The 23,325-nt window shown below is 54.1% G+C and carries 24 protein-coding genes; 17 read left to right on the top strand and 7 right to left on the bottom strand.

The genetic code is table 11. The features are described from left to right. Positions 1 to 23: 23 nt before the first annotated feature. Positions 24 to 1,724: a lysophospholipid acyltransferase family protein gene (locus AM410_RS02295; RefSeq protein ID WP_020885252.1), complete on the bottom strand. Its 1,701-nt coding sequence runs from the start codon at positions 1,722 to 1,724 to the stop codon at positions 24 to 26. A 132-nt stretch (positions 1,725 to 1,856) separates the two neighbouring features. Then, the gene (gene hemB / locus AM410_RS02290; protein WP_047744181.1) at positions 1,857 to 2,831 is read right to left on the bottom strand and encodes a porphobilinogen synthase; all 975 of its coding nucleotides are present in this window, start codon (positions 2,829 to 2,831) and stop codon (positions 1,857 to 1,859) included. 450 nt (positions 2,832 to 3,281) lie between these two features. Between hemB and AM410_RS02285 the strand changes: the two genes are divergently transcribed. Both AM410_RS02285 and AM410_RS02280 read left to right on the top strand, forming a co-directional pair. After that, a complete protein-coding gene (locus AM410_RS02285; RefSeq protein ID WP_073395595.1) occupies positions 3,282 to 6,056 on the top strand; it encodes an autotransporter outer membrane beta-barrel domain-containing protein in 2,775 nt (924 codons plus the stop codon). 91 nt (positions 6,057 to 6,147) lie between these two features. Then, entirely contained in the window at positions 6,148 to 6,771 is a 624-nt protein-coding gene (locus AM410_RS02280; RefSeq protein ID WP_014168808.1) for a helix-turn-helix domain-containing protein, read from the top strand. Here the strand turns inward: AM410_RS02280 and ampH are convergent. Further along, the gene (gene ampH, locus AM410_RS02275) at positions 6,768 to 7,934 is read right to left on the bottom strand and encodes a D-alanyl-D-alanine-carboxypeptidase/endopeptidase AmpH (RefSeq protein WP_020885249.1); all 1,167 of its coding nucleotides are present in this window, start codon (positions 7,932 to 7,934) and stop codon (positions 6,768 to 6,770) included. The genes AM410_RS02280 and ampH overlap by 4 nt on opposite strands. A gap of 204 nt (positions 7,935 to 8,138) precedes the next feature. Here ampH and AM410_RS02270 point away from each other — a divergent pair, with 204 nt between their 5' ends. From AM410_RS02270 to AM410_RS02260, 3 genes are all read left to right on the top strand, one after another. Beyond that, positions 8,139 to 8,672 carry an isochorismatase family protein gene (locus AM410_RS02270; RefSeq protein WP_025205011.1) on the top strand — a complete coding sequence of 178 codons (534 nt, stop codon included), beginning with the start codon at positions 8,139 to 8,141 and terminating at the stop codon, positions 8,670 to 8,672. Positions 8,673 to 8,783: 111 nt separating this feature from the next. Then, the gene (gene sbmA, locus AM410_RS02265) at positions 8,784 to 10,004 is read left to right on the top strand and encodes a peptide antibiotic transporter SbmA (protein ID WP_044857021.1); all 1,221 of its coding nucleotides are present in this window, start codon (positions 8,784 to 8,786) and stop codon (positions 10,002 to 10,004) included. Between the two features lie 14 nt (positions 10,005 to 10,018). After that, positions 10,019 to 11,116, top strand: a complete 1,098-nt coding sequence (locus tag AM410_RS02260) for a DUF1615 domain-containing protein (RefSeq protein WP_073395596.1) — start codon at positions 10,019 to 10,021, stop codon at positions 11,114 to 11,116. Here AM410_RS02260 and AM410_RS02255 read toward each other — a convergent pair. Beyond that, positions 11,113 to 11,415, bottom strand: a complete 303-nt coding sequence (locus tag AM410_RS02255; RefSeq protein ID WP_020885246.1) for a DUF2755 family protein — start codon at positions 11,413 to 11,415, stop codon at positions 11,113 to 11,115. The genes AM410_RS02260 and AM410_RS02255 overlap by 4 nt on opposite strands. A 249-nt stretch (positions 11,416 to 11,664) precedes the next feature. Between AM410_RS02255 and AM410_RS02250 the strand changes: the two genes are divergently transcribed. Then, entirely contained in the window at positions 11,665 to 11,901 is a 237-nt protein-coding gene (locus AM410_RS02250) for a DUF2754 family protein (RefSeq protein ID WP_025205000.1), read from the top strand. Here the strand turns inward: AM410_RS02250 and ddlA are convergent. Further along, entirely contained in the window at positions 11,898 to 12,998 is a 1,101-nt protein-coding gene (ddlA, locus tag AM410_RS02245) for a D-alanine--D-alanine ligase (RefSeq protein WP_020885244.1), read from the bottom strand. The two genes, AM410_RS02250 and ddlA, sit on opposite strands and share 4 nt — an antisense overlap. A 103-nt stretch (positions 12,999 to 13,101) precedes the next feature. On the opposite strand from ddlA, the gene AM410_RS02240 reads away from it, so the two are divergent. The 6 genes from AM410_RS02240 to adrA all read left to right on the top strand — a co-directional run bounded on the left by AM410_RS02240 (position 13,102) and on the right by adrA (position 18,769). Further along, positions 13,102 to 13,785 (top strand): extensin-like domain-containing protein, encoded by a 684-nt coding sequence (locus AM410_RS02240; RefSeq protein WP_073395598.1) that lies wholly within the window; start codon positions 13,102 to 13,104, stop codon positions 13,783 to 13,785. A gap of 169 nt (positions 13,786 to 13,954) precedes the next feature. Further along, positions 13,955 to 15,169: a multidrug efflux MFS transporter gene (locus AM410_RS02235; protein ID WP_020885242.1), complete on the top strand. Its 1,215-nt coding sequence runs from the start codon at positions 13,955 to 13,957 to the stop codon at positions 15,167 to 15,169. Positions 15,170 to 15,378: 209 nt separating this feature from the next. Beyond that, complete coding sequence (iraP, locus tag AM410_RS02230; RefSeq protein WP_014168818.1) at positions 15,379 to 15,639, top strand: anti-adapter protein IraP; 261 nt, start codon at positions 15,379 to 15,381, stop codon at positions 15,637 to 15,639. A 99-nt stretch (positions 15,640 to 15,738) separates the two neighbouring features. Then, on the top strand, positions 15,739 to 17,154 hold the full coding sequence (phoA, locus tag AM410_RS02225) for an alkaline phosphatase (RefSeq protein ID WP_025204997.1): 1,416 nt from the start codon (positions 15,739 to 15,741) through the stop codon (positions 17,152 to 17,154). 89 nt (positions 17,155 to 17,243) lie between these two features. Beyond that, complete coding sequence (gene psiF / locus AM410_RS02220; RefSeq protein WP_014168820.1) at positions 17,244 to 17,564, top strand: phosphate starvation-inducible protein PsiF; 321 nt, start codon at positions 17,244 to 17,246, stop codon at positions 17,562 to 17,564. A 101-nt stretch (positions 17,565 to 17,665) separates the two neighbouring features. Further along, positions 17,666 to 18,769, top strand: coding sequence for a diguanylate cyclase AdrA (gene adrA / locus AM410_RS02215; protein WP_063215184.1), 1,104 nt, complete (start codon positions 17,666 to 17,668; stop codon positions 18,767 to 18,769). A gap of 16 nt (positions 18,770 to 18,785) precedes the next feature. Here the strand turns inward: adrA and proC are convergent, their stop codons facing one another. Then, complete coding sequence (gene proC, locus AM410_RS02210; RefSeq protein WP_020885239.1) at positions 18,786 to 19,595, bottom strand: pyrroline-5-carboxylate reductase; 810 nt, start codon at positions 19,593 to 19,595, stop codon at positions 18,786 to 18,788. 97 nt (positions 19,596 to 19,692) lie between these two features. On the opposite strand from proC, the gene AM410_RS02205 reads away from it, so the two are divergent. From AM410_RS02205 to ppnP, 5 genes are all read left to right on the top strand, one after another. Continuing rightward, positions 19,693 to 20,151 (top strand): YaiI/YqxD family protein, encoded by a 459-nt coding sequence (locus AM410_RS02205; RefSeq protein ID WP_073395599.1) that lies wholly within the window; start codon positions 19,693 to 19,695, stop codon positions 20,149 to 20,151. A gap of 144 nt (positions 20,152 to 20,295) precedes the next feature. Next, positions 20,296 to 20,820, top strand: coding sequence for a shikimate kinase AroL (gene aroL, locus AM410_RS02200; protein WP_073395601.1), 525 nt, complete (start codon positions 20,296 to 20,298; stop codon positions 20,818 to 20,820). 44 nt (positions 20,821 to 20,864) lie between these two features. Beyond that, the gene (gene yaiA, locus AM410_RS02195; protein WP_013095817.1) at positions 20,865 to 21,056 is read left to right on the top strand and encodes a protein YaiA; all 192 of its coding nucleotides are present in this window, start codon (positions 20,865 to 20,867) and stop codon (positions 21,054 to 21,056) included. A gap of 237 nt (positions 21,057 to 21,293) precedes the next feature. Then, entirely contained in the window at positions 21,294 to 21,971 is a 678-nt protein-coding gene (locus tag AM410_RS02190) for an AroM family protein (RefSeq protein ID WP_025204994.1), read from the top strand. A gap of 71 nt (positions 21,972 to 22,042) precedes the next feature. After that, the gene (gene ppnP, locus AM410_RS02185; RefSeq protein WP_014168827.1) at positions 22,043 to 22,330 is read left to right on the top strand and encodes a pyrimidine/purine nucleoside phosphorylase; all 288 of its coding nucleotides are present in this window, start codon (positions 22,043 to 22,045) and stop codon (positions 22,328 to 22,330) included. Positions 22,331 to 22,375: 45 nt separating this feature from the next. Here the strand turns inward: ppnP and rdgC are convergent, their stop codons facing one another. Continuing rightward, positions 22,376 to 23,290, bottom strand: a complete 915-nt coding sequence (gene rdgC, locus AM410_RS02180; RefSeq protein WP_014882739.1) for a recombination-associated protein RdgC — start codon at positions 23,288 to 23,290, stop codon at positions 22,376 to 22,378. Between the last annotated feature and the right edge of the window lie 35 nt (positions 23,291 to 23,325).

Below are 23,325 nucleotides of genomic sequence, written 5' to 3'. Positions count from 1 at the left end.
CGACGGGAGAGGGGAAAGCAGGGTTACAAATGCGCCTCAATATAGCGCTGATAGCGGTTCGCCTTCAGATAACACAAATCCACCAGCACCAGGCCATCAACGCAGTTGTTGAATGCCGGGTCGCTCCCGAAATCAATAAACTGTACGCCACCCGGTTCGCACAGCTCGGAATACTGCTTGTAGAGCGGCGGAATGCCGCAGCCCAGATTGCCGAGCAGGGATTTCAGCTTCGTCAGATCGTCGACATAATCCACGCCGCCAAACTGCGCCAGCACATCCGGAAGCGATGCCGGGTAGGGCTGGCGTGACGCCGCGAGCGGATGGCTTGCCGGGAACCAGAGGCGGTAAAACGCCACCAGCAGATCCCGCGCGGCAGGCGGTAAGCCGCCGGATATCGAGACCGGACCAAACAGATAGCGGTAGTGGGGATAACGCGCCAGATAGGCACCAATGCCTGACCACAGATAGTCCAGACCTCGGCGTCCCCAGTAGCGCGGCTGAATAAAGCTGCGCCCGAGCTCAATGCCGTGCTCCAGCACATCCTGCATTTTGTCGTCGTAGTGGAACAGGCTGTAGCTGTACAGTCCTTCCGGCCCCCGACGCTCCACTTGTCTGGCGGTGGGCATAAAGCGATACGCGCCGACAATCTCCAGGTCCTCATCGTCCCATAAGATCAGATGCAGATAATCATCATCGTAGCTGTCAGTGTCCCGGCGTTTACCGCTCCCTTCTTCCACCGCACGAAACGCAATCTCACGCAGGCGGCCCAGTTCGCGTAGCAGTGGCGCCTCTTCCTGGCCGTTACGCTGCCAGAGATAGATGGATTTTCCATCGCCGGTTTTGCCCAGACATTCGGCCTGCGCCAGCTCGCGTTTTAGCGTAGCCCGGTCTTCCGGACGGGCAATGGCGCACTGGGTTTTAAAGACGCCAGGCACTCCCTTGCCAAGACGTATCACGTGCTGACGGCACTTTTCGGCCATCTCACGCGACGAAAGGGTGGCGCTATACCAGTCACTCCAGGCAATCTGCTGACCGATTGTAATCGGCAGCTGGCTATGGCGACGGCGGAACATCTGCTGCATCAGCAGCAGCATGGATAACGTCGGCGATACCAGCGTGCTGGCATAAAAGAGGAGGCTATTGTGCGCCTGAATATGTACCGGCAGCAGTGGGGCGCGCAGTTTGGTGGCGAGTTTGATAAATCCCGAGTGCCATTTTTTATCGCGAATGCCTTTTCGCGTCGGCCGGGAAACTTCACCCGCCGGGAAGAAGATCAGCACGCCCGCGTTTTGCAGATGTTGTTCCATCTGTACCAGCGACGTTTTTGCCGTCCTGCCGCCCATATTATCGACCGGGATAAACAGCGAGCTTAGCGGCTCCAGGTGGGTCAGCATCCGGTTGGTCACGACTTTGACATCGCGTCGCACGCGCGAGACGGCGTACATCAGCGCCAGCCCGTCCAGAGTACCTGTCGGGTGGTTGGCAATGATAACCAGAGGGCCATGTTCGGGGATTTGTTCGAGATCGCGGGCGGAAACGGTGCAGAGAATATCAAGGTGCTCCAGAACTTGCTCCACCATATCCAGTCCTTTCAGGTGGCGGTGTGCTGCGGCAAATTGCTGGAATTCTTCTTCGTAAAACAGCCTTTTTAACAGACTTTTTTGCCAGGGTGCCGGCCTCGCCTGAGGCCAAAGGTCATCGAGAACGCTATCGAGACTAAACATGATCACTCCTCCTGCCGTCTTGCGATGACAGTAGAAGGGGGAGATGTCGGTTGTATTGCAGTTTGGTGAAGTTTCGTGAGGCAGGGAGAGCAGGCCGGGTCAGGCGAAACCGCCCCCCGGCACCGTTGCGCCTTAGCGCAGAATTTTCTTCTCAGCCAGATCCAGCGCAAAGTAGCTGAAGATCAGATCCGCACCCGCGCGTTTGATCGCACCCAGGCTTTCCAGGATCACTTTCTCTTCATCGATCGCACCCGCTATGGCGGCGAATTTGATCATCGCGTACTCGCCGCTGACCTGGTACGCGCCCAGCGGCAGCGAGGTGCGTTCGCGAATATCACGCAGGATGTCGAGATAGGCTCCCGCTGGTTTCACCATCAGGGCGTCTGCGCCCTGGGCTTCATCGAGCAGGGATTCACGGATAGCTTCCCGACGGTTGAGCGGGTTCATCTGATACGTTTTACGATCGCCTTTCAGCGCCGTACCGGCTGCTTCACGGAACGGGCCGTAGAAAGAGGAGGCAAATTTGGTGGAGTAGGACATGATGGCCGTGTCGGTAAAACCGGCAGCATCCAGCGCCTGGCGGATAGCCTGCACCTGCCCGTCCATCGCAGCTGATGGCGCGATGAAATCAGCACCCGCAGCGGCAGCAACCACCGCCTGCTTACCAAGATTCAGCAGGGTAGCATCGTTATCCACGCCGTGATCGCACAGCACGCCGCAGTGGCCGTGAGAGGTGTATTCGCAGAAACAGGTGTCGGACATCACGACCATTTCCGGCACGGTCTCTTTGCAAATGCGCGACATACGGGCGACCAGACCGTCCTCTTTCCAGGCATCGCTGCCGGTGGCGTCAGTATGATGGGAGATGCCGAAGGTCATCACCGAGCGGATCCCTGCATTGGCGATACGTTCAATTTCACGCGCCAGATGTTTTTCAGGAATGCGCATCACGCCAGGCATGGCTTCGATGGCCTTGTAGTCGTCAATCTCTTCTTCGACAAAAATCGGCAACACCAGATCGTTTAAGGTCAGTGTTGTCTCTTCAAACATAGCGCGTAGTGCGGGTGACTTGCGCAGGCGACGGGGACGAGCAATTAAATCGGTCATGGTATGCCTGAGGTTTGTGGAACAAAGAGGGTTAGTGTACCTCAAAGTGAAAGAAGGTGTTTTACCAAAGTGGGCATTTTGTCGAGGGGGAAATCCCGATGCCAACGCGTCACGCGATCAATAATATACGCCTTTCCACTGGCGTTAATTGTTCACGAAATATTGGTTTTATTTCTATGATGAAATAAATATATCATTGAAAATGATCTATTTATTTTTATTATATTTTTTATCTTTATAAGAGGGTGTTTTAACTGCCTGTTTTATAATGATTATTGATGGCATTGCATCGCTACTGCATTATTTTCATGTTGTTTGTCTGAATGCGGACTTAATGGAATGATTCATTGAACCTTTTCAGATTGAAAATGCATAATTCCCTCCGCAATTAAGTATTGCAAAATCGTTAGATGGACAAACTTGCTTACGTCCCTGAGGAGGGATGACCCAATGCAAACATGGAAAAAGAAACTGGTTGTATCACAACTTGCATTAGCCTGCACCCTGGCTATCGCTTCTCAGGCCAATGCGAAGGATATTTCTGGTACGACATATAATACCTTCGGATATGATAACACGGCAGCTGCACCCTGGTATTATGGTTACGCTGACTGGGATTACTCTGATGCGACGCACGATGGTGATATTTATCCGGTGATTAATAAATCCACCGTGAATGGTGTTATATCAACCTATTATTTGGATGATGGTATCAATGGTCGGGCGAATGCGCTGAGCATTTCCAACAGCACCATTAATGGCATGATCACCTCAGAATGCATGACCGCGTCATGTGCTGATGGCGTGGATACGGACGGCACAACCCATTCTCAATACGACCGTTTTAGCCTGACCGTCGATAACTCCACGATCAATGATACTTACGAGCATTATGCGTATGACGTTGTGAACGGGGAAAATACGGAAACGCACTATCTGGACACCTATGCGCTGGGTAATGCAATTACCCTGGATGTGGAATCGGATATTGTTATTCAGAATAACTCTCACATCGCCGGCATTACCCTGACTCAGGGGTATCAGGAACGGGATAATACCCCGTATGACGGGGTGGAAGGTGTGGCGAACAGCAGCAATGTCTTTACCGACACGCTGCTGGTGAAAGACTCGGTGCTGACCTCTGGCGCATACAGTGACCTGGGCACCAGTGGGTTCTATGGTCAAACCGCGAAGCCGAGTGATTACGGTGAAACCAATGCCACTGCGGCTGACGACGCGGCGCTGATTGTTGCTGCCAGTGCGTCTGACAACGCGATGCAGACCACCGCCACGTTCGATCACTCCACGATCACCGGCGATATCCTGTTCTCCAGTACCTTCGATAACAACTTCTACCCGAACGGCGATCCGGCAACCGATACGACGGCTGACGGTATATACAACCCAACCACCAACGGCTGGGATGACACCGATAAGCTGGACGTCACGCTGACCAATGGCAGCAAATGGGTCGGCGCAGCGCAGTCCAGCGTTGAGGCCATCGGCACCGCGCAGATGTATGGCCTGGGCTACAGTGACGTTGACTGGCGCACCCTCTCTCCAGATAGCATCTGGCCGGATTCCACGTTCGACAATAATGGACATGTCGCGGGTGAAGCGGTCTATCAGAGCGGTCTGTTCAACGTCACGCTGGATAACGGCTCTGAGTGGGATACCCGTAAGCTCTCTAACATCGACACGCTGACGGTGAATAATCATTCGCAGGTCAATGTTGAAAACTCGGGCCTGCTGGCTGATTCCATCACCCTGTCCAATGCTTCATCTCTGAACATCGGTGACAAGGGTGCCGTGGCAACCGACAGCCTCTATCTGGACAGCGACAGCCGTGCGGCCCTGACAGAGGAAACCGCGGAGCTGTATGCCAATACTATTACCGTGGACAACGGTGCGGAGCTGTCTCTCGGCCTCGGCCAGGTGGATACGCACAATATGGTGTTAACGGATGGCGGCGTGCTGAACGTGGCCAGCCGTGATTACGTGTTGAACAGCGATCTGAACAACGCCCGCTATATCACCAATGATATGAGCAAAGCCGATTACGACTACGGCGTTGTGGCACTTAACGCTGACGGCCATCTGGCCGTGAATGGTGACGTGGCAGGGAATTACGCCGTGCGTATCGACAACGCCACCGGCGCCGGCGCTGTTGCTGACTATAAAGGCCAGGAGATTATCCGTGTTTATGACAACAACACGGAGACCCGCGCCAGCTTCACTGCGGCAAATAAAGCCGATTTAGGGGCATATACTTATCAGGCGCAGCAGAAAGGCGACACTGTTGTTCTGCAACAGCAAGCGCTGACCGATTATGCCAACATGGCGCTGAGCATCCCGTCTGCCAACACCAACATCTGGAATCTGCAGCAGGATGCAGTTAGTGCGCGTCTGACCAACAGCCGTCACGGCCTGGCGGATAACGGCGGGGCATGGGTAAGCTACGTTGGCGGCAACTTCGACGGCGATAACGGCGTTATCAGCTACGATCAGGACGTGAGCGGTATCATGGTTGGTCTGGATACCCTGATTGACGGTAATAATGCGAAGTGGATCGTCGGTGGTGCGGCAGGTTTCGCCAAAGGCGATATCAGCGATCGCACCGGTCAGGTGGATCAGGACAGCCAGACGGCAATGATGTACGCGTCCGCGAAGTTTGCGAACGATCTGTTCATCGACAGTTCCCTGAGCTACACCCGATTCAACAACGATCTCTCCGCGACCATGAGCAATGGTCAGTATGTTGACGGTAACACCACCACCGACGCCGTTGGTTTTGGCTTGAAACTGGGCTATGACTGGAAACCAAACCTCTCTGGTTATGTGACGCCATACGCGGCCGTGTCGGGTCTGTTCCAGTCCGGTGATGACTATCGCCTCAGCAACGACATGCGCATGGATAGTCAATCCTATGACAGCCTGCGTTACGAAGCGGGTGTGGATGCCGGTTACACCTTTAACTACGGCGGTGACCAGGCGCTTACGCCTTACTTCAAACTCGCTTATGTCTATGACGACGCTGGTAACGATGCCGATGTTAACGGTGACAGCATTGATAATGGCGTGAAAGGCTCCGCAGTGCGGGTTGGTCTGGGTACCCAGTTTAGCTTTACGAAGAACTTCAGTGCTTACACTGATGCCACTTATCTGGGCGGCGGTGACGTTGACCAGAACTGGGGCGCAAATCTGGGTGTGAAATATACCTGGTAATAAATAAAAGCGGGGGATAAGCCCCCGCTTTTTTATAGATGACAATAAAAAATAATAGTGAACCGACAAATACGGATGTCTTGAGGTCTGCATGAACGTTAATGCGAAACCACTTTCTGAATTAAGCCGGCTCGAAGCATGTTTGATAGCAGCCAGTACCCCGTTTAAATCTGCTCCACAGCAATTAATTACCTCGGGCAAGGGGAGTGAGCCTTGTACCTACGTATTCCAGACCGGCGTTATTGAAGTTTATCGTCATTCAGACGATCTGCTGGTTGGCATTGCGTCAGCCCCTTTTATTTTTGGCCTGTCTGCCGTAGTGATCAATCACAGTCAGGAATACAGAGTCACTGCCAAAACGGCCTGTACCGGTTTTTATTTGCCCGCGGCGACCACCCGTCAACTCATTCAACAGCATTCGCTCTGGAAAGACGCGTTTTGCTGGTTATCCTGGATAAATTACATTCTGGGCAAACGCGACAGGCAGCTGGTGGGAAATAACTCCTATCACCAGATCCGCGCAATGCTGCTGAATATGGCCGAGTGGGATGAAACGCTGCGTTCAAAAATTGGTGTGATGAATCATATACAACAAAGCACGCGTATTTCACGCTCTGTCGTTGCCGAAGTGCTCGCCGCTTTGCGACAAGGCAACTACATCAATATGAGCCGGGGCAAACTGGTCAGCATCAACCGTTTGCCCACGGAATATTAAGGCTGGATGGAGGCGGTGAGCACCTGGGCTTTATTGGCGCTCAGCTCAGCCACCAGGTTATTGATGCCATCGCTCATATTGACGAAACGCGTATTTGGAGAGCGGGTGACGACCACAAACGCGCCCACGTTGGACTGCGGGATCATCGCCATATAGGTGATGAATCCACCGCCGCCACCGGTTTTCTGAATAATGCCCGGTCGGCCATTTTTGGGTGCCATATAGACCCAGCCCATGCCCAGCGCGTCGGCTTTACCCGGTACGTCCATGCCGATCACGCGGTGCAACTGGCTACGCTGGTAAATCAGGGTCTGCATGCGATCGGCCTGGTGACTGCGCGCATAGAAATCTGATGAGAGGAACTGCTGCATCCAGCGCATCATGTCGCCTGGCGTTGAATAGACCCCGCCACTGCCGATGGCTGCCAGGGTGTTATTACACGGACTAGCGCCTTTCTCTGCCACCATCAGGCGTCGGCACTGATCCGGAGAAGGGGTAAAGGTGGTGTCCTTCATGCCGAGCGGGCGCGTTATCTGCTCTTCAAAGAGCTGCGGGTAAGGTTTGCCTGCGGCCGTCGAGAGCGCATCTGCCAGCAGGTCAAACGCCAGGTTTGAGTAAGATGCCTGTGAACCCGGGGCCGATTTCAGCGTGGCGGTGCTCAGGTAGTTCCAGCGCTGTTCGCGCGTTGGCCAGACAAAAACGTCACGGTGCGCCGCGCCGCCGGGTTGTTCGCGAGGCAGCGCGCTGGTATGGGTGGCAAGGTTTACCAGCGTGATGGGCGTGCCCTGATAGGTTGGAACGCGTGCGCCTGGCGGCGCATATTTGCTGAGCGGATCGTCGAGCTTGACCACACCCTGATCGAGTAATTTCACCAGCATTTCGCTGGTCATCAGCTTGGTTAAGGACGCAATGCGGATCACGGAATCCAGCTGCGGGTGAACGTTATTTCCCGGTCGCGTTTCGCCAAAGCTGCGAAATACGCGCTGGTTGCCGTCGATGACCACCATCGCCATCCCGGTCGCGCCACTGCCGTAATAGATAAGGTTCGCGTAGCGATCGGCAATATCTGAAGCCAAAACGGGAGCCGTCAGCGGCTGAGCTGCCTGGGCGGTGGAGAAGCTCACCGCACACAGCGCGGCAAAAGAGAGCAGACAACGTTTCAACGAAAAGCATCCATGAATTGAATGAGAAAAGTAATGGGTATTTATACTACTAAACCGCACGGTGCAATGCCCCGAATTGCATAACGATAGCGAGAAAAACGTAACCATGGGTAAATAAGCATAATTTCCTGGCGACCAGTCTCCCATTTTGTGACATCGGCCGTATGATAGAGGCCAGTGTCACTCAATCTTGCGGAGAACGATATGTCAGTGAAGCGTGTGGTTATGGTTGTCGATATGCAGCAAGGGGTGTTTGCAACGCCGCGTTACCAGCGCGAAAAATGTGTTTCGCTTATCAATCAGCTCACGCAGGCCGCCGAACGGGTGATTTTTATTCAGCATACCGGTGAAGGCGGTCTGGAAGAGGGGAGCGAAGGGTTTGCGCTGCTGCCTGAACTCCATCAGCCCGCTGACGCGCTTTACGTCACCAAGACTGCCTGCGATGCATTTTATAACACCGCACTTGAAGCGGTGTTGCGCGAGCAAGGTATTCGCGAGTTTGTCATCTGCGGCTGTGCCACCGATTACTGTGTCGATGCGACCATCAAGAACGGGGTCAGCCGTGGCTATCACATTACCGTGGCGGAAGATGCCCATACCACGGCTAATCGTCCGGCAGCCGACGCGCCCATTCTGATTAACCATTACAACGACGTCTGGCGTGACTTTATTGCGCCGGCCAATCCTCTCGCGGTGAAACGCACCGAAACAATTCTCGAAAACTGGAAAGCGAACTAATAATTAACCCTCGGGTCTGACCTTTTTGCCTGCGCCGTCTGGCTCAGGCGAGATTTTCGTGTGGTGATGTGTTGAGCACAGCAACAGCCATAACAACAAGAAGGATGCATTATGTTTAAGTCTTTTTTCCCAAAGCCGGGGCCTTTTTTCCTGTCGGCATTTATTTGGGCACTGATCGCTGTCATTTTCTGGCAGGCTGGCGGCGGGGCGTGGCTGGCCCGCATTACGGGTGCAACGGGTGAAGTCCCGATCAGCGCCGCCCGCTTCTGGTCGCTTAGCTATTTGCTGTTTTACGCCTACTACATGGTATGCGTTGGCCTGTTCGCCCTGTTCTGGTTTGTCTATGCGCCGCACCGCTGGCAATACTGGTCGATTCTGGGAACCTCGCTGATTATCTTTGTGACCTGGTTCCTGGTGGAAGTGGGGGTGGCAGTAAACGCCTGGTATGCCCCGTTCTACGACCTTATCCAGACTGCGCTGAGTTCGCCGCATAAGGTAACCATTAACCAGTTTTACCATGAGGTGGGCATTTTCCTCGGTATCGCGTTGATTGCGGTGGTGATCGGGGTGATGAACAACTTCTTCGTCAGCCACTACGTTTTCCGCTGGCGTACCGCGATGAACGAACACTATATGGCGCACTGGCAACACCTGCGTCATATCGAAGGTGCAGCACAGCGTGTGCAGGAAGACACCATGCGTTTTGCCTCCACCCTTGAAGACATGGGCGTCAGCTTTATCAACGCCATCATGACGCTGATTGCCTTCCTGCCGGTGCTGGTGACGCTCTCGGCTCACGTGCCGGATCTGCCTCTTGTCGGTCATCTGCCGTATGGGCTGGTGATTGCGGCGATTGTCTGGTCTCTGATGGGGACGGGGCTGCTGGCGGTGGTCGGGATTAAGCTGCCGGGGCTGGAGTTTAAAAATCAACGCGTGGAAGCGGCTTATCGTAAAGAGCTGGTCTACGGTGAAGATGATGCTAACCGCGCCTCGCCACCAACCGTACGTGAGCTGTTTGGTGCCGTGCGTCGCAACTACTTCCGTCTCTACTTCCACTATATGTATTTCAATATTGCGCGCATTTTGTATCTGCAGGTCGATAACGTTTTCGGTTTGTTCCTGCTGTTCCCGTCCATCGTTGCGGGTACGATTACGCTCGGTCTGATGACCCAGATAACTAACGTTTTTGGTCAGGTGCGTGGCTCATTCCAGTATCTGATCAGCTCCTGGACTACGCTGGTGGAACTGATGTCCATCTATAAACGTTTACGCAGCTTTGAGCGTGAGCTGGACGGCCAGGAACTGCAGGAAGTCACTAATACATTTAGCTAATACAGGGAGTTGCTATGACCTTTGCCGTACCGCGTGCGTTACCGTTGTCCTTACTGGCCGCTCTGGTGCTGGTAGGGTGTGCCGAAAAAGGGGCCGCTCCGCTTAAAGAAGGGGAGAAGCCTGTTGATGTGGCAAGCGTTGTGCGGCAAAAAATGCCCGCCAGCGTAAAAGATCGCAATGCATGGGCGGATGCGCTGGCAAAAACCTTTGAAAGCCAGAAGATTGCCCCTACCGAGGAGAATATCTGCTCGGTACTGGCGGTGGCGCAGCAGGAATCAATGTACCAGTCAGACCCGGTCGTGCCGGGTCTGAACAAAATAGCCTGGAAAGAGATCGACCGCCGTGCGGAATCGATGCATATCCCGGTATTTCTCGTGCATACCGCGTTTAAAATCACCTCGCCAAATGGAAAAAGCTACAGCGAACGGCTGGACACGGTAAAAACCGAGAAACAGCTCAGCGCCATCTTTGATGATTTCATCAGCATGGTGCCGATGGGGCAGACACTGTTTGGCTCACTTAACCCGGTACACACCGGCGGGCCGATGCAGGTCAGCATTGCCTTTGCGGAAAAGCATACCGACGGCTACCCGTGGAAAATCGACGGTACGGTGCGTCAGGAGGTCTTCTCCCTGCGTGGCGGCCTGTGGTTCGGCACTTATCATCTGCTGAACTATCCGGCGAATTACAGTGAGCCGCTGTACCGCTTTGCGGACTTTAACGCGGGCTGGTATGCCAGTCGTAACGCGGCATTTCAGAATGCGGTCAGCCGCGCGAGCGGCGTGAAGCTGGCACTGGATGGCGATCTTATTGCCTATGGCAGCAGCGAGGCTGGCACCACGGAGCGGGCGGTGCGGAAATTATCGAACAGGCTTGGCATGAGTGACAGCGACATTCGCCATCAGCTTGAGAAAGGCGATAGTCTGGCGTTTGAGAAAACCGATCTGTACAAGAAAGTCTTTACGCTTGCAGAACAGAAAAATGGGAAAACGTTACCGAGGGCAATCCTGCCGGGTATTCAGCTGGAAAGCCCGAAGATCACGCGTAACCTGACAACCGCCTGGTTCGCAAAACGCGTGGATGACCGCCGCGCTCGCTGTATGGGGCTTTAAAAGCGACGGCGAAAACGCAGTACTAATGCCACAACGCCTAAAATCATACACCCTGCGAGGAAAGGAATCAGGCCAAACAGGGTGCTTACGCCAAAGCCAATTTCCACTCGCGGGCGTCCGTTATCCTGCACCTGCATCAGGTGTTCATAGACTCCTGGTGCATGAACCAGCATATTGAGTAGCTGCGAACCCGCCCAGAAACAGAACAAGACAAACAGGGCATAAGCGATATTACCCGCCGTGGAGGTTTTTGGTTGTTTACCGCCAAAAATCGGTTTCGACAATGTAAAGTCAGCCATCACGACCTCCCGATAAATCACTCTGTTTTATATGCGTCTTACAAGGTGAGTTTGACAGGTCATAGCATTTGTCAATATCAGAATCGTGTTAATTTACCCTAAGGAATTCTCCTGGATTGTCGAATTCTGCAGCGCATCACAATTTCTTAACTTAATTGAAACAACAGCATGTTTTAGAATTTCCGCATCAGCCACAGACCTCGTCATAAATCTGTGAGAGGATATCTTTTTTTCCTGCCGGAGTTTGTCATGAAGCTCACTTCCAAACTACGCCGTGACTGGCATTACTACGCCTTTGCTATCGGGCTGATCTTTATTCTTAACGGTGTCGTGGGGCTGTTGGGATTTGAAGCAAAAGGGTGGCAAACGTATGCCGTGGGTCTGGTGACCTGGGTTATCAGCTTCTGGCTGGCGGGGATGATTATCCGCCGTCGTCCTGAAGAGACGACAGCGGATGAGACGGAAACGGCGAAAACTCCCGATTAACCGTTTACGGAGCTTTTCAGGGCGCTGTCCGCAGCATGACGCTCCAGCGCCAGTTCAATCAGGCGGGTGATGAGTGCTGAGTAGCTAAGCCCGCTGGCCTGCCACAGCTTGGGATACATGCTGATGTTGGTGAAGCCCGGCAGAGTGTTGATTTCATTAATCACCACCTCGTTTTCAGGCGTCAGGAACACATCCACGCGCGCCATGCCGCTGCAGCCGAGCGTCTGATAAGCGTTAATCGCGATCGCGCGGATCTTATCGTTGATTGCCGGATCGATATTCGCAGGCACAACAACCTGGGCGCCTTTATCATCAATGTATTTGGTGTCGTAAGAGTAGAAATCACTGTTTAACACCACTTCACCGCAGGTGCTTGCCTGTGGGAAATCGTTGCCCAGCACGGCGCACTCAATTTCGCGGCCTTTGATGCCCTGCTCAACCACCACTTTATGGTCAAACTCAAACGCCAGGCTGACCGCTTGCGTGAACTGCGCTTCGCTTGTCACCTTGCTGACCCCGACGGAAGAACCCTGGTTTGCGGGTTTCACAAACAGCGGCAGGCCCAGTTGACCGGAAATCTGAGCGAAGCTGTGTTGGTCACGGTTGGCGCGGGTGAGGGTGACAAACGGCGCAATATTCAGCCCCGCATCACGCAGCAGGCGCTTGGTGACGTCTTTATCCATGCAGGCAGCGGAACCCAGCACATCAGAACCGACAAACGGCAGGTTGGCCATGCGCAGCATCCCCTGCAGCGAACCATCTTCGCCAAGGGTGCCATGAACGATAGGGAAGACCACGTCAATCTGGGCAAGAGACTGCGCATTACCGGCGTCGATGAGTTGCCCTTGCACCACGCCGGGTACGGTCGCGACGCTGATTGCAGAAGGATTGAGGGCGATATGCGCCGGATCGTCAGCATTTAACAGATACTGGCTGGCATCGTTGACATGCCACTGCCCCTGTTTATCTATGCCCAGCAGCACCACGTCGAAACGGCTTTTATCGATTGCATCGACGATATTTTTGGCCGATTGCAATGAAACCTCGTGCTCCGCTGATTTTCCCCCAAAGACAATACCTACGCGCTGCTTTGCCATCTCACTCTCTTCCAGTCTGACGAAAAACCAATAACATACCACGATGCCCAGCGGGTTTCGCGGCCTTCTGCCATAATGTTTTGGGGAATGTTAAGGGGGGAGCGTGAAAGGAAAAACTCTGCTGACCGTTTTCATTATTGCGGCTGTCGCAACGGTGGGGTATCGCTGGTTGCCGTCTTACTACAACCCTTTCACGCCGCTACATCTCGACGACCCGCCAGGCCGCATTACCCAGTATAAGCTTCGGAACTTAACGCCCCAGGCGTGCACGAGCCTGTTATCACAGGCCAATCAACGCGCGCTTATCCGCACACAACCGGTCGCAGACAGCGGTGGGGAGTGTCCACTCCGTAACATCGTCCGGGTACGTAACTTCGGTCCGGTCAGCCTGAACAGCAGTTTCCTTGCGAGCTGTCCGCTGGCGCTCAGTTCTGCCTTGTTTATCAGCCAGCAAGCCCGGCCACTCACCAGACGCTATACGGGAAGTGAGCTGACGCGTATTGAGCATCTCGGCAGCTTTGCCTGCCGCAACATTTACCATCGCCCCGACGCGCGACGCAGTGAACATGCTACGGCAGAGGCGCTGGATATCACGGCGTTTGGGCTGGCAAACGGTGAGAGGGTCACGGTGCAAAACGGCTGGAAGGCGACAAAAACGCAGCCATGGCTGAAAGGCATGCTGGCGGCGAGCTGCAGCTATTACGGTAACAGCCTGGGGCCAGAGTATAACGCTGCCCATGCCAGCCACTTTCACCTGGGGATGCGCGGTTTCGGTCTCTGCCGCTGAAGCATAATATTCCGTCATAAAATGGATGATTTGTGACTTATTTCACAAATATGATGACTGGGAAGATAAAACACCAAAGTCGGCAAGGGCGCATCTCTGGTGCGACGTCATAACGCGTAACTTGCTAATCTGTAGGCGAATTCGCCTAAAAATGAAGACTATTTCTTTTATGGAATCCTGGAAAGTAAATCTCATCTCGGTCTGGTTCGGGTGCTTCTTTACCGGGCTGGCCATCAGCCAGATATTGCCCTTCCTGCCACTGTACGTGTCGCAGCTGGGCGTTACCTCCCATGAAGCGCTCTCCATGTGGTCAGGTCTGACGTTCAGCGTCACGTTTCTGGTCTCTGCCATCGTCTCGCCGATGTGGGGGAGTCTGGCCGACCGCAAAGGGCGCAAGCTGATGCTGCTGCGCGCATCGCTGGGGATGGCGATAGCCATTCTGCTGCAAGCCTTTGCCACTAACGTATGGCAGCTCTTTTTCCTGCGAGCGGTGATGGGGCTGACGTCCGGGTATATTCCGAATGCCATGGCGCTGGTGGCCTCGCAGGTGCCCCGTGAACGCAGCGGCTGGGCGCTGAGTACGCTCTCTACTGCTCAGATAAGCGGGGTCATTGGCGGCCCGCTGCTAGGGGGCTTCCTCGCCGATCATGTGGGGTTGCGCGCGGTGTTTATCATTACGGCCATCCTGCTGGTGGTCAGTTTTCTGGTCACGCTCTTCCTCATTAAAGAGGGAGGACGCCCCGTCATCAGCAAAGCTGAACGCCTGAGCGGCAAGGCCGTTTTCGCCTCGCTGCCCTATCCGGGCCTGATGATCAGCCTGTTTGTGACCACCATGGTGATCCAGCTTTGCAACGGTTCGGTCGGCCCGATTCTGGCGCTGTTTATTAAGTCGATGGAGCCAGACAGCAATAATATTGCTTTCCTCAGCGGGATGATTGCCGCCGTCCCGGGCGTATCAGCCCTCATTTCGGCGCCACGCCTTGGAAAACTGGGCGACAGGATCGGCACGGCGCGTATCCTGATGGCCACGCTGATTTTTGCGGTGGTGCTCTTTTTCGCAATGTCGTTTGTCACTTCTCCGTTTCAGCTTGGCGTGCTGCGGTTTCTGCTGGGCTTTGCCGATGGTGCGATGTTACCCGCGGTGCAAACATTGCTGGTGAAATATTCCAGTGACCAGGTAACGGGCCGTATTTTTGGCTATAACCAGTCGTTTATGTATTTAGGTAACGTTGCCGGTCCGCTTATGGGAGCCGCTGTTTCGGCAATGGCCGGTTTCCGTTGGGTATTTGCTGCTACCGCCATTGTGGTGCTGATAAATATTATTCAACTGGCTATTGCACTGCGTCGCCGCAGACAAATGGCGGAGGCGAAGTCGGCGCGATAGCTGTTTCGTGGATGTATTATATATTCTTATGGTCGCCGCATTTTTATATAACTAAATGCGGCTTTTTTTATAGAAAAACGTTTCGCTGTAAGCCGCGAGGAATCTATTTTTCCTGCCGCATCACTTTTGCATAACATAATAAATTTCTTCTCTTTGCATAATGGATTCAGAATGCTAAGTTCAGACAAAACGGATAAGGAAATAGCACCATGAAAAATCTCATTGCTGAGTTGTTGGTCAAGCTTGCACAAAAGGAAGAAGAGTCAAAAGAGTTGGTCGCCCAGGTTGAAGCGCTGGAAATTGTGGTCACCGCGCTGCTGCGACAAATGGCGAAAAATGAACAACAGACGTTGATTGAGAACGTTGAAGGCGCGCTGGAAAGCGTCAGACCCGATTCCCAGGTGCCGGTTGAGGATGCTGAAATGCTCCGCCAGTACGTAAAAAAGCTGTTAAGGCATCCTCGCAACTAAACCATCACGGAACCTGACGGCGTGTCATAGAATTGTCATGCAGGATGCCTATAGTCGCTCTGTTTTATTTTTTATGTATTTGTACATGGAGAAAATAAATTGAAACAGAGCGCACTTTTCATCGCATTACTTCCCCTGTTAATGTCACCCGCTATTTATGCCGACACTCACAATACCAGCGTGCTGGATAATCGTGCGGCCAAAGGGGATATCACCCAGCCAGGCGGCGCGCGTCGGTTGACTGAAGATCAAACCGCCGCCATTCGCGCTTCGCTGAATGAGAAACCCGCTAAAAACATTATTCTGCTGATTGGCGACGGGATGGGCGATTCCGAAATAACGGCAGCACGAAATTATGCCGAAGGCGCGGGCGGCTTTTTTAAAGGTATCGACGCACTGCCTCTCACCGGACAATATACCCATTACGCGCTGGATAAAAAAACCGGTAAACCCGATTACGTGACGGATTCTGCTGCCTCTGCCACGGCGTGGTCCACCGGTGTGAAAACCTATAATGGTGCGCTGGGTGTAGATATTCACGAAAAAGATCACCAGACCATTCTGGAGATGGCTAAAGCGGCGGGACTGGCTACCGGCAACGTCTCTACGGCTGAACTTCAGGATGCAACGCCAGCGGCGCTGGTGGCGCATGTCACCTCACGTAAATGCTACGGCCCGTCGGTGACCAGCGAAAAATGCCCGACTAACGCGCTGGAAAAGGGCGGCAAAGGCTCGATTACGGAACAACTGTTGAACGCACGTCCTGACGTGACGCTGGGCGGCGGGGCGAAAACCTTCGCGGAAACCGCCACGGCGGGCGAATGGCAGGGCAAAACGCTGCGTGAGCAGGCGCAGGCTCGCGGCTATCAGCTGGTGAGCGATGCATCTTCTCTGGCGGCGATTACCGAAGCAAGCCAGGATAAACCGCTGCTGGGTCTTTTCTCCGATGGCAATATGCCGGTGCGCTGGGAAGGGCCAAAAGCGTCCTACCACGGCAACATTGATAAGCCTGCCGTAACCTGTACGCCAAACCCAAAACGTACCGACAGCATCCCGACGCTGGCGGCGATGACCGATAAAGCGATCTCACTGCTGAGCAAGAGTGAAAAGGGCTTCTTCCTGCAGGTGGAAGGCGCGTCGATCGATAAACAGGATCATGCGGCTAACCCGTGCGGTCAGATTGGCGAGACGGTCGATCTGGACGAAGCAGTGCAGAAGGCACTTGAGTTTGCGAAGAAAGACGGCAACACCCTGGTGGTCGTTACCGCAGACCATGCGCACGCCAGCCAGATCATCCCTGCGGATACCAAAGCACCGGGCCTGACGCAGGCGCTGAACACCAAAGATGGCGCGGTGATGGTGTTGAGCTATGGCAACTCTGAAGAAGAGTCCATGGAGCATACCGGAACCCAGCTGCGCATCGCAGCATACGGTCCGCATGCGGCAAACGTGGTAGGGCTGACCGATCAAACGGATCTGTTCTACACCATGAAAGCGGCTTTAGGGCTGAAATAATAAAAGCCCGGCGGAAATCACATCTGCCGGGTGGTTTTTTTCCTGTCACGAACCAGACTTACAGTGAATGTTCACAAAAGGATGGTGCAATGAAAACAACATTACTGGTTACTCTGCTCTCGGGTCTGTTCCTGATCTCATCGGCGAACGCGGAAGAGAAAACATTAACGCCGCAGCAGCAACGCATGACCACCTGTAATCAACAGGCGACCGCACAGAGCCTGAAGGGCGATGCCCGTAAGACCTACATGAGCGGTTGCCTCAAAAACGGTGCCGCGAAACCGGGTGAGAAAAGCCTGACGCCGCAGCAGCAAAAAATGCGCGAGTGTAATGCGAAAGCGACCGAACAGTCCCTGAAAGGCGACGATCGCAGCAAGTTCATGAGTGCCTGTCTGAAGAAAAACGTGTAGTCCTATCGGGTGAGTGGCCCCGGCGGCTCACCCGAAATTTCATACTTTCCCCGTAAGCCCCCTCTCTATAATTTGGGAAATATTTCAGAATATTCCCAAAAATGATGAATGATGAATCTTATTACAATATAAAGCGCATTCGGGAAGAGTGGAATATGACCCTTTCTCAGGATGACCCCCACCGTACCGGGATCCCGTTTGCCCGGCGAGCCCGGCTGGCGCGTGTTGTCGGACTGGCAGCGATGTTCTTCCCCCTCTCTGGCGTGCTGGTCACCTTTTCTGTATCCGGCGTCTGGTGGTTGTTCCTGGTGGGGTGGGCATTTGTCTGGCCCCATTTCGCCTGGCAGTGGTCCTGCCGTGCTGCTTCTCCTCATCAGCAGGAACGCTTTAATCTGAAGATTGATGCCATTATTGCCGGGCTTTGGATCGGCATGATGGGGATCAATGCGCTACCTACGGCAGCGCTGCTGATGATGGTGGGAATGAACATGATGGGGGCCGGCGGCTGTCGGCTGTTTTTTACCGGCATCATGTTAACCCTTCTGTCTTCCCTGGTGACGCTCCCCGTCGTGGGCCGGGTGGCTGTCTTTAACCCGGAGCCTCTGGCATGGGGCTTAACGCTTCCCGTGCTGGTGTTATATCCGATGCTTTTTGCCTGGCTCAGCCATCGTACTGCCATCAGGCTTGCAGAGCATAAACGGCGGCTGGAGCTGATGAGTACTCGCGACGGCATGACCGGCGTCTTTAATCGCCGGCACTGGGAAGTGCTGCTGAGAAATGAATTTGAACACTGTCGCCGCAACCACTGCACCGCCACGATTTTGCTTATCGATATCGATCATTTTAAGAATATCAATGACACCTGGGGCCACGATGTGGGTGATGAAGCGATCATTGCCCTGACGCGGCAACTGCAGCTAACGGTGCGTTCCGGGGATGCGATAGGCCGTTTTGGCGGGGATGAGTTTGCGGTGATCATGTCCCGGACGGCGGCTGACAGTGCCATCGCCGTGATGTCACGCGTACATGAGAGGCTGGAAACGCTGTCGTTACCGTGTGCGCCCAAGGAATCTCTGCGTATTAGCGTCGGTGTCGCGCCCTGGGGACCGCAGTTCGGGCACTATCGGGAGTGGTTAAAAGCGGCCGATGTGGCGCTGTATAAGGCCAAAAATGCCGGACGCGGCCGCACCGAGGTGGCCGCCTGACGTCCGGAGCAGATAATCAGGATTTACTCAGTTTCTCTGATTTTTCCATGCATTTTGTCATCGCTTCAATAACGGCCGAACGGAAGCCGCGTTCTTCCAGCACCCGCACCGCCTCGATAGTGGTTCCGCCAGGCGAGCAGACCATATCTTTCAGTTCACCCGGATGCTTACCGGTCTCCAGCACCATTTTGGCAGAGCCCATCACGGCCTGTGCAGCGAATTTATACGCCTGCGCTCGTGGCATACCGCCAAGCACCGCGGCGTCGGCCATCGCTTCTAAAAACATAAAGACATACGCAGGCGCTGAACCGCTCACTCCCACTACCGGATGGATCATGGATTCGGCAATGACTTCCGCTTCACCGAAGCAGCGGAAGATGTTCAGGACATCCGCCACGTCTTCCGACGTCACCAGCGCGTTAGGCGTGACGGAGGTCATGCCGGCGTTGACCAGTGACGGGGTATTCGGCATAGCGCGTACGATTTTACGGTCATGACCCAGCGCGCGCGCCAGCTGATCGAGCGTGACGCCCGCGGCAATCGATACGACCAGTGTCTCTTTGTTCAGGCTGGTGGTGATGTCGCTCAGCACTTTGATCATGATGTTCGGCTTGACGGCGCCAAAGACAATATCGGCTACCTGAGCCACTTCCTGGGCGCTTTCGGCTGCGTTGATCCCGTACCGATCGCGTAACGCGGCGACGTTGTCCGGTGATGGGGTGTAGACCCAAATCTGACCCGGCAGCACCTGTCCGCTGGCGATCAGGCCACCCAGGATGGCTTTGCCCATGTTACCGCAGCCGATAAACCCGATTTTCTTATCCATCACGATTCTCCGTCATTATGCGTTGTTTTCTCTGATTGATAGCTTAACAACGAAATGCAGGCGACAATAGTCGGCAGAATCATTATGGGGAGACAATATGGCGATTTGGGTTGATGCGGACGCGTGTCCGAATGTGATTAAAGAGATTTTATTCCGCGCGGCCGAGCGCGTGCAGATGCCGCTTACGCTGGTGGCGAACCAGAATATTCGCGTACCGCCTTCCCGATTTATTCGCGCGTTGCAGGTTCCGGCTGGCTTTGACGTGGCGGATAACGAGATTGTGCGTCTGTGTAGCCCCGAGGATCTGGTGATCACGGCGGATATCCCGCTGGCCGCGGAAGTAATTGAAAAGGGAGCGGCGGCGCTGAACCCGAGAGGGGAGCGTTATTCGCCGGCGACCATTCGTGAAAGACTCACCATGCGTGATTTTATGGATACGCTTCGCGCCAGCGGCGTGCAAACCGGCGGGCCAGACAGCCTGTCCCAGCGCGATCGCCAGCAGTTCGCCGCAGAGCTTGATAAGTGGCTGCTCGAAGTCAAGCGTCGCACTGCGTAATGATAACCATTGTCACTTTGTGGTACAGTATGGCCTCCGCAGGGTTGTCATCCCGTACCGCTTTGCAGTAAAGTAAACGCAACATCTTCTGCAATTATTTCTTTACGCTCTTCGGCCATCCGGCATCAAGGGGAACACCTGGTTATGACCCAACCCATCTTTTTAGTTGGCCCCCGCGGCTGTGGGAAAACCACCGTTGGCCTGGAACTGGCACGCGTGTGCGATCGTCAGTTTGTTGATACCGACCACTGGCTGCAAACCGAAGCCGGGAAAAGCATCGCGGAAATCGTTGAGCAAGAGGGGTGGGAGAGCTTTCGCGCCCGTGAAACGGCCGCGCTGAAGGCGGTCACCACGCCGTCTGCTGTTATCGCAACCGGTGGCGGCATTGTTCTCGCCGAGTGTAACCGTCGCTTTATGCGCGAAAAAGGGATTGTCATCTACCTCAGCGCACCCGTTTCGGCCCTGGTAGGGCGGCTGGAAGCATTTCCGGAAGAGGGACAACGTCCTGCGCTGACCTCCCGGCCGCTCAGCGAAGAGGTGAGCGAAGTGCTGGCCGAACGCGATGCGTTATACCGCGAAGCGGCACACCACGTTGTGGATGCTTCCGCTTCACCCGAGGACGTGGTAATTCAGATTATTACCGCCCTGCGTTTGGCTTGCGCCAGCTAAGCGGCGTCTATACTTATAGCTCAGACATAAAAAAAGGATGAGCTATGCCAACCAGACCTCCCTATCCACGTGAAGCACGCATCGTTACCGTTGAAAAAGGCAATGGCGATCAAACCGTCACCTGGTATCAGCTGCGTGCCGATCACCCCAAACCAGACTCTCTGATCAGTGAACATGAAACTGAACAGGAAGCGCTGGATGCCAAACGGCGCTACGAAGATCCTGATAAGTCGTGAATGAATTCCTAAAGGGCTAAATACCGTGCCTGAATCACACTTTTTACTCATCGCAAATGTTAAGCAGGGGTTAATATTTAGTTATTACAGGTAACTCCGTAACGGGCAGGCGATCTTTACATTTCGCGATGGGGATCACCTGCTACGCTTGGTGCTGTTTTGTTGAAAAAACGAACTGTGCAGCGTAGTGAGCCTGTACCTGTGTGAAAGATTTAGCGGTAATGGAAGGCGATGAAGATGAAGGCGACGTTGGCGATCCTCACTATTGGTGTGGTCCCTGTAAGCGAAGTGTTACCGCTCTTAACCGAGCATGTATCTGAACAACAGATAACGCATCTAAGCCTGCTGGGGAAGATGAGTCGGGAAGAGGTCATGGAAGACTACGCTGTAGAGGCGGGGGAGGATCCCCTGGCGACGTTATTAAGTGACGGTAAACTGGCGCATGTTTCGCGTCAGAAAATCGAGCGCTCGCTGCAGAGCGTAATAGAAGTGCTCGACAATCAAGGCTATGACGTTATTTTACTGATGAGTACTGCACCTGTTAAGGGACTCATCGCGCGTAATGCGATTTTGCTGGAGCCGATGCGGATCATTCCGCCGCTGGTGGCCTCCATTGTTGACGGGCATCAGGTGGGGGTCATTGTTCCCATTGAAGAGCTCATGGACAACCAGACGGCAAAATGGCACGTACTCGAAAAAATGCCTTTGTATGCGCTGGCCAATCCCTTCTGGGATAGCGAGGCTGCGCTGATTGAGGCAGGACGGGAACTGCTGGAGAGAGGGGCCGATGTGTTGATTCTGGACTGCCTTGGATTCCACCAGCACCACCGTGATTTACTGCAAAAGGCGCTGGATGTCCCGGTGCTGTTGTCTAATGTTCTGATGGCCCGGCTGGCCGCAGAGCTGTTGATCTAATGATTTTGCGTGACAGGTGATGATCATGGCCCCTATAGTGAATTTTTATCTAAAAATATAAGGGCCAGTTCATGCTTCAAAGTAACGAATACTTTTCCGGTAAAGTGAAATCCATTGGTTTTACCAGCAGCAGCACTGGCCGCGCCAGTGTCGGCGTTATGGCTGAAGGGGAATACACCTTTGGTACAGCCGAAGCTGAAGAGATGACGGTGATCAGCGGTGCGCTCAACGTCTTACTGCCGGGGGAAACAGAATGGAAAGTTTACTCTGCCGGACAAGCGTTCAACGTCCCTGGCCACAGCGAATTCCATCTGCAGGTTGCTGAACCGACCTCTTATCTGTGCCGCTACCTGAAATAAAACGTTTTATACCCTCTCCCTGTCGGGAGAGGGTCACTGCAGGCATTACCGCTGCGCTTCGCCGCCGAGGCCTTCTACCAGATTCTGAATTAACGCTGCCAGCTCTCCGGTCATCAGGATAAAGTCCGCGTCAAAGCGCTGGGCGTAATCTTCACGATCGATATCTTCGTTCTGATCGCGCAGCTCATCGCAGAATTTCAGACGCTTCACCGAGCCGTCATCGCACATCACAAACTGAATACGCTGCTGCCAGTCGAGTGCCAGTTTGGTCACCACTTTGCCCGCTTCAATATGTACGGCGATCTCGTCGCTCACCAGATCCTGCTTTTTCGCGCGGATCACGCCGCCATCTTCGAGCAGGGCTTTGAGCTCGGCTTCATCAAGGATCTGGAAGCCCTGGGCCGCTGTACCGCTGCGCACCCATTCGGTCAGGGTCAGTTCAATCGGCGTTTCCAGCGCCAGCGGAACGACCGGTAACGAGCCGATGCTTTTGCGCAGCAGGGCCAGCGTATCTTCCGCTTTTTTGGCGCTGGCGCAGTCCACCATGATCAGCCCGTTAACGGTATCGATCCACATCATTGTCTGGCTGAAACGGCTAAAGGCGCGCGGCAGCAGAGAGTGAAGAACTTCGTCTTTCAGCGAATCTTTTTCGGTTTTTTTCAGCTTGCGACCCTGTTCGGCTTCAAGCTTGAAAATTTTCGCTTCGAGCGCCTGCTTGACCACCGGCGTGGGCAGAATTTTTTCTTCTTTGCGGGCGCAGACGATGATTTGACCCGTGCTGCTGGCGTGGGTCAATGCATCGCTTTGTGAACCCATTGGAGGAACCCAACCGGTTTTGGCCATATCCTGGCTACCGCAAGGGGAAAAGCTATAAGCGGCTAACTGTTTTTCCATCTCTTCTGCACGCAGCGAAACGTCGCGGCTGAGACGGTAAACCATCAAATTTTTGAACCACAGCATGATAATTTCCACGGCCTTGTCGTTAAATCAGCGGG

Source organism: Enterobacter cloacae complex sp. FDA-CDC-AR_0164 (assembly GCF_003071645.1).
Classification (GTDB): domain Bacteria; phylum Pseudomonadota; class Gammaproteobacteria; order Enterobacterales; family Enterobacteriaceae; genus Enterobacter; species Enterobacter ludwigii.
This window is presented reverse-complemented; position numbering and strand designations above follow the sequence as displayed.